The organism is Blautia faecis (genome assembly GCF_020554845.1).
Lineage (GTDB): Bacteria > Bacillota > Clostridia > Lachnospirales > Lachnospiraceae > Blautia_A > Blautia_A faecis.
Genome location: NZ_JAJCIA010000048.1, coordinates 21221 through 27974, shown reverse-complemented (window position 1 = coordinate 27974; position 6754 = coordinate 21221). Strand labels below are relative to the sequence as shown.

Below are 6754 nucleotides of genomic sequence, written 5' to 3'. Positions count from 1 at the left end.
CCACAAATTGTGACGCACATCTTGCAGAAAGCCTTTTTCAAACACGCTCTAGTATACCAGAATTTCCCCAAATAAAAAAGGGATATTCCGAAATATAATGGAAAATTTCGGTTAAATATATATAATCAAAAGCACTTCTTACAAGCTTCATATCCTTGAGCCTCAGCCTGTGAGACTGGCTCCTGATATGCCTTATCCGGATTCATATTTCCACAGTCAGGAATACTGTGATATTTACTTCCTGTAGCAGATATCCATACCATTTCCTCCTGACTGTCATCTGCTGCAGCAATCTGTTCTGACTTTTCTGATGCTGCAGCTGCATCAGTTCCGCTATTATCTTCAGCTGTAAATCCATTCTCCCCTTCACTTTGCCCAGCTGTTTCTCCATCACCTGAAGTATAATCATTGCAAGGATCTGCACTCCAGGTAATAGCACTTCCATCCGAAGAAGCTACAATGGTTCCCTGTTCATCAGAGCGATATACCTGAATTCCCATATCTGACAGTTTTTCCATGGTATCCGCATGCGGATGACCATACATATTTCCTGCGCCGCAGCTGATCACTGCAAATTCCGGAACTGTGGCCTGAAGAAAATCCCAGCTTGTGGATGTAGCAGATCCATGATGTCCCACACTTAACACGTCGCAGCTCAGATCAAGCCCGGAATTCACCATATCTGCTTCACAGTTAAAATCTGCATCCCCGGTAAAAATGAAACTGTTTTCTCCATTCTTCAGCTTAATTGCCACCGAATTAGCATTACTCTCTTTGCTGATTTCCTTTGGAGAAAGAATTGTAAATTTTCCCGAGCCAAATGTATACTCCGCCCCCACTGCCGGATGCTGCACTTCAAGTCCATGTGCTGCCACTGCATCCATAAAAGAGCCATAAAGGGAAGAATCATGGATATAATCTGCTCCAATCACATTGTCCACCTGAAATGCATTCAGACAGCCAATCAGTCCGCTCACATGGTCCTCATCATAATGGGAAGAGATCAGATAGTCAATTTCTGACACATTCTGCTCCTGCAAATAGGACACCACATAGCTGGACGCGCTTCTTGGACCACCATCATACAACAGATTCTGTCCCTCTGACTGCACCAGAATGGATAATCCCTGTCCCACATCCAGGAAATGCACGGTCATACTACCGCCAGATGCCAGAACCTTTTCCCCGCTTCCAGGGAATACTATTCCTGCCGTAATCAGAATAAGGGTTAAAAGATAGCCTGCAATTTGTTTTCTTAAGTGTTTCATTTTATTCCTTCTTTCGTATTTTTCACCGTAGGCACCGCTGTCCTGCTGCCTCTTTACTATTATAATATATTCTCATCCCCACAAACATCCCTGAATTATGTTTTCACAATTGCTTTTTTCGCATATAATACCTGGAAGAGCATTTTATGAGGTCGTCCATGTATTACAGAAAAGCATTATGTGCACAGCAGGAAAATATAGACCGGGGTACCTTACAGATAACGGTCCATTCAAAAACAGACAACCGCCCTGTGGAAAATGCACTGGTCCGTATTTCTTATACAGGTGATCCAAACAGTATCATTGAAGAAGTCCGCACGGATTCTTCCGGCAACACCCCTGTCCTTCAATTAAAAACGCCTCCTCTGGAATATAGCCTGAATGCTTCCGAGGAGGCGCAGCCTTATGCAGAATATTCCATGCAGATCAAAGCCGAGGATTTTCACCAGGAGGAAATCGCAGGCACAGAAGTCTTGCCTGCGGTTCTGGCCAAACAGCCTGTCCTTCTGAATCCCAGGCAAGACACTGTTTCGGAAAACAGAATTGTCATTCCTCCCCATACACTTTTCTATGAATATCCACCAAAAATACAGGAATCTGAAATTAAACCAGTACACGAAACTGGCGAAATTGTTCTAAGCAAGGTCGTAATTCCGGAATACATTGTAGTGCATGATGGGCCTGTAGGTGATAACTCCGCCTCTAATTATTATGTCCGCTACCGCGACTATATCAAAAATGTAGCAAGCAGCGAAATCTATGCCACCTGGCCTGACGACACCATCCGCGCCAACATCCTGGCAATTATGTCCTTTACCCTAAACCGGGTATACACAGAGTGGTACCGCAATAAAGGAAAAGACTACACTATCACATCCTCCACCGCCTACGACCACAAATGGATCCGCGGACGAAACATTTTTGACTCCATTGACCGCATTGTAGACGAACTTTTCGAGAATTATCTATCCCGTCCTAACGTCCGTCAGCCAATTCTTACCCAGTACTGCGACGGAGAGCGGGTGCAGTGCCGGGACAGAGGATGGATGACACAGTGGGGAAGCAAGCGGCTTGGGGATCAGGGATATTCTGCCATTGAAATCCTGCGGTATTTCTACGGAAACGATATGTATATCAATGTGGCAGAAGAAATCTCCGGAATTCCTTCCTCCTGGCCAGGATATGACCTGGATATCGGTGCTTCCGGCAGCAAAGTACTCCAGCTTCAGGAACAGCTAAATGCCATCAGCCAGGCCTACCCTGCTCTTCCAAAAGTAAATCCGGACGGAATCTATGGTGCCCAGACTCAGGCCTCTGTCCGCAAATTCCAGAATATTTTCGGTCTCCCGGAAACCGGAATCGTAGATTATGCCACCTGGTACAAAATTCAGGAAATTTACGTAGGCGTCACCCGGATTGCAGAATTACAATAAACATAATATGGCGGGATTTTCTCTCCCGCCATAAAATTCTAATCTAAACCTTATAATCTAAACGGACATGCCGTTTGTCAGCAACATCACCATATAGGAACCGGCTAACCATCAGCCTTCTGCCAATTCCCGCATCAATTCATGCACTGAAGTAATTTTGTCAATCCTTCCAACATTTGCCCCACAGAACATCAATCCATTCTCTACATCTCCCTCCACCGCATCGATCAATGCCTTGGTAATGCAGTACGGAACCTGTCCTGGATTACATTTTTCCAGGCAGTTATAGCACTTCTTTACTGGAATCCGTCCATTCTCTACCAGTTTCATAAAAGGATTACAAAGCGCCCTTCCAGGCATTCCTACAGGGCTCTGGATAATCTGCATATCCTCTTTCTTTGCATTTACATACGCCTGTTTATACCTTTCATCGGCATCGCATTCCTTGGTCGCCACAAACCGGCTTGCGATCTGCACACCATCTGCCCCAAGCGCCATAACATGATCAATATCTTTCCGGTCAAAAATTCCGCCAGCAACTACCACTGGAATTTCCCGGCCAAACTTTTCCTCATATTCCTTTTTACATGCAATAATATCCCGGATTTCCTGGTCGAAATCCATCTCATCCCTGTGAGCCAGCTGATCCCTGGAAAATCCCAGGTGTCCTCCTGCCTCCGGTCCTTCCACTACGATCAGGTCTGCAGTCCGGTTATATCGATGTGCCCACATTTTCAGAATCAGGTTTGCTGCCCTTTTTGAAGAAACAATAGGCGCAATCTTTGTTCTGCAAAATTCCGGTACCAGCTCTGGCAGATTCATGGGAAGTCCTGCGCCACTGATGATCACATCTGCACCACATTCCACAGCTTCCTTTACATGCTCTTTATAATGTTTCAGCGCTACCATAATATTAACACCGACCAGCCCTTTTCCCTTGGCAATCTCCCTTGCCTTCCATATGTGCTTTCTTATTGCCTTCAGATTGCATCCCGCCTGGTCTTTCTCAAAGCCAGCCTCATCATATCCAATCTGAGCTGTGGAAATAACTCCCACTCCTCCTTCTGCTGCCACTGCGCCAGCCAGGGAGCTACGGCTCACTCCCACGCCCATTCCCCCTTGAATAATAGGAAGTTCTGCCACCTTATCTCCAATTTTCAAACATCTCAAACTGCTTTTGTATTCTCTATCCAAAACAATATCCTCCATGCTTTAATTTAGTTTGATTTTAAAACTATTTTAGTATAAAGCATTATTGTTTTTATGTCAAGTTTTACTTTTATTCGACACTTTATTATGTAGTTTTTATTACTACATATTCGGAAGTTTTCCCTATAAAAAGGAATCCCCTTGCAGGATTTGCCGCCTGCAGCAGACCATCCCCCTCATCTGCATTTCCGTTATTTCCTCTCACTGCCTGGAAAAGCTTTTTTTGGGGGTAATAGGAATTTGCTGCAGAATCGTCTGCTGCATCAAAAAAGGCTATGCATATCCGTTTGATACACATAGCCTTCTCTTTCATTTTTTACAGCTTTTTCATTTCAAAAAGATTAAAAAATCTTCAAAATATCATTATACATAACTACAACCATCAAAAGCATCAACACCATCAAACCTGCGAAATGAACCATGCCCTCAATCTGTCTGTTCACCGGTTTTCTCCGGATAGCCTCGATAATCAGAAATACAAGCCGGCCGCCATCCAGTGCAGGAAGCGGAAGCAGGTTCATAACCCCAAGGTTTGCAGATAAAAGTGCTGCCATATACAGCATATTTACCCAGATTGTCAGCATGCCCTCACTCTTACTTGCCTCATAGGTACTGCCAATTGCATCAGCTATGCCAACCGGACCGCTTAAATCCTTTACGCCCAGCCCACCGGTAAGAAGCTCTTTCAGGCTGAGTAAGGTAGAACGGATCATATATTTTACTTCCAGTGTTCCATACTTCAGCACTTCAAATCCCTGTGTCTTCGTGTACGCCAGATTATAAGAAAAATCAAGCACTGCTGTGCGGGACTCTGATGGAGTTACCTCAGCGTTGTATTCCAGGCCATCACGCACATAAGTAATGGTCACAGGCTCACTTGTGAGAGGATGCTCTGCAAGATATGCAGTATAATCGTCCGAACTCTCCAGTCTGGTGCCATTAATGGAAGTGATCACGTCCCCAGGCTCCACGCCAGTTTCAGATAAACCCATTCCCGGGATCAAGGATGCCACCTCAAGAGAATCGGTACTCTTTCTGTTAAAGCCAAGAAGGTATCTCACCTGTACGTCTGGTTTAAAGGCCAGCTCCACATCTTTGCCATCCCTCTCCACAGTCATATGAATGGTCTCATCCTCCTGCGGATTATTCAGATACATATACAGATAAAGATCTCTTGCCAGATCAATATGATACCCCTGGTATTCTTTGATAATATCCCCTTCCTTAAGACCAGCTTCAGCCACAGTAGAACCACTCTCCACCTGTGTAACCTTTGCCGGGTCATAGCCCACCAGCGAAACAATGAGCACAGCAAACACAAAGGCCAGGATAAAGTTAAATACCGGTCCTGCTGCAACTGTAGCGATTCTTCCCCACACTGGTGCACCGTTGAAAGTCCCCTTGGACTCATCCTCCATATCCTCTCCCAGCATGGCACAGGAACCGCCAAGAGGCAAAAGCTTCAGAGAATACCTTGTTCCATTCTTCTCTGTGCTAAGCAGCCTTGGTCCCATTCCAAGGGAAAACTCCGTTACTACGATCTTATTTTTCTTTGCAAGAAGAAAATGCCCCAGCTCATGAAAAAGAATGATCGCACTGAAAATCAATAATGCCAGAATAATCTTCAACCTACCACCTGCTTTCAATCCATTTATAAGTCTCGTCTTCTACTGCCAGTATCTCCTCCAGCTCAGGATTCCGGATCACTGTATGTCTTTCCATAGACTGTGCAATAATGTCGTAAATATCCAGAAAACCGATTTTTTCCTGTAAAAACTTCTTTACAGCCAGCTCATTTGCTGCGTTAAACACAGTAGGCATACTGCCGCCTTTTCTTGCAGCATCCATAGCCATTGGAAGCCCCAGGAATGTATCCATATCCGGATCTTCAAAAGCAATCTCTTTCAATTTATGGAAGTCCAGTCTCTCTCCATCCAGATATCTGCGTTCCGGATAATAGAGTGCGTACTGGATTGGAAGCCGCATATCCGGAGTTCCAAGCTGCGCCATAACTGCACCATCTTTAAACTCTACCATCGAATGGATAATGCTCTTTGGCTGGACAACAACCTGAATATGATCCAGATCCACATCAAACAGCCATCTGGCTTCCATAACCTCCAGACCTTTATTGACCAGGGTTGCAGAATCTACTGTGATCTTCTGTCCCATTACCCAGTTCGGGTGCTTCAGGGTATCTGCAAGCGTCACATGTTCCAGTTCTTCTCTTTTTCTTCCACGGAAGGGACCACCGGAAGCTGTGATCAGAAGCTTCTCAACCTGCGCCCGCTTTTCCCCATGAAGAGCCTGGAAAATAGCACTGTGCTCACTGTCTACCGGAAGGATCTGAACTCCATGCTCTTTTGCCATCGGAATGATCAGATGACCTGCTGTTACCAATGTTTCTTTGTTTGCAAGGGCAATGTCCTTGCCCGCCTTGATTCCCTCCATTGTAGGACGGATTCCAATCATTCCCACAACAGCGGTAACCAGAATGTCTGTCTGGGGCATACGCGCAAGCTCCAGAAGTCCCTCCATACCAGACACAATTTTTACATCCATATCCGCAAGACGGACTGCCAGGTCCTTTGCCGCATTTTCATCCCACACTGCAATCAGCTGAGGATGAAACTCTCTTGCCTGTTCTTCCAGCATTTTCACATTTCTTCCTGCACTGATTCCCAGCACCTCTATATCGCCGTTAGCTCTCACTACATCCAGGGTCTGTGTACCGATGGAACCAGTTGAGCCTAAAATTGCAATTTTCTTCATTTGAAATTCCTCTCAGTCCATTTCAGGGACAAATCACATCTTATCATTTCCACACTTCTTATTCCTTTATAC

7 protein-coding genes are annotated in these 6754 nt (G+C 45.1%); 2 read left to right on the top strand and 5 right to left on the bottom strand.

The genetic code is table 11. The features are described 5' to 3' along the window. Positions 1-98, top strand: a 98-nt coding sequence (locus tag LIZ66_RS20250) for a DUF6783 domain-containing protein (protein ID WP_408611573.1), incomplete at its 5' end; no start/stop codon positions are given. A 27-nt stretch (positions 99-125) separates the two neighbouring features. Here LIZ66_RS20250 and LIZ66_RS16655 read toward each other — a convergent pair. Then, the gene (locus LIZ66_RS16655) at positions 126-1268 is read right to left on the bottom strand and encodes a ComEC/Rec2 family competence protein (protein WP_227201011.1); all 1143 of its coding nucleotides are present in this window, start codon (positions 1266-1268) and stop codon (positions 126-128) included. 158 nt (positions 1269-1426) lie between these two features. Here LIZ66_RS16655 and LIZ66_RS16650 point away from each other — a divergent pair, with 158 nt between their 5' ends. Then, on the top strand, positions 1427-2701 hold the full coding sequence (locus LIZ66_RS16650) for a peptidoglycan-binding domain-containing protein (RefSeq protein WP_264467178.1): 1275 nt from the start codon (positions 1427-1429) through the stop codon (positions 2699-2701). A 111-nt stretch (positions 2702-2812) separates the two neighbouring features. On the opposite strand, the gene LIZ66_RS16645 is transcribed toward LIZ66_RS16650, so the two are convergent. From LIZ66_RS16645 to dxr, 4 genes are all read right to left on the bottom strand, one after another. Then, positions 2813-3895, bottom strand: coding sequence for an NAD(P)H-dependent flavin oxidoreductase (locus tag LIZ66_RS16645; RefSeq protein ID WP_330663623.1), 1083 nt, complete (start codon positions 3893-3895; stop codon positions 2813-2815). Positions 3896-3995: 100 nt separating this feature from the next. Then, the gene (locus LIZ66_RS16640) at positions 3996-4208 is read right to left on the bottom strand and encodes a hypothetical protein (protein ID WP_227201010.1); all 213 of its coding nucleotides are present in this window, start codon (positions 4206-4208) and stop codon (positions 3996-3998) included. A gap of 43 nt (positions 4209-4251) precedes the next feature. Then, complete coding sequence (gene rseP / locus LIZ66_RS16635; protein ID WP_227201009.1) at positions 4252-5538, bottom strand: RIP metalloprotease RseP; 1287 nt, start codon at positions 5536-5538, stop codon at positions 4252-4254. Position 5539: 1 nt separating this feature from the next. Then, positions 5540-6682 carry a 1-deoxy-D-xylulose-5-phosphate reductoisomerase gene (dxr, locus tag LIZ66_RS16630; protein ID WP_227201008.1) on the bottom strand — a complete coding sequence of 381 codons (1143 nt, stop codon included), beginning with the start codon at positions 6680-6682 and terminating at the stop codon, positions 5540-5542. Positions 6683-6754 lie beyond the last annotated feature (72 nt).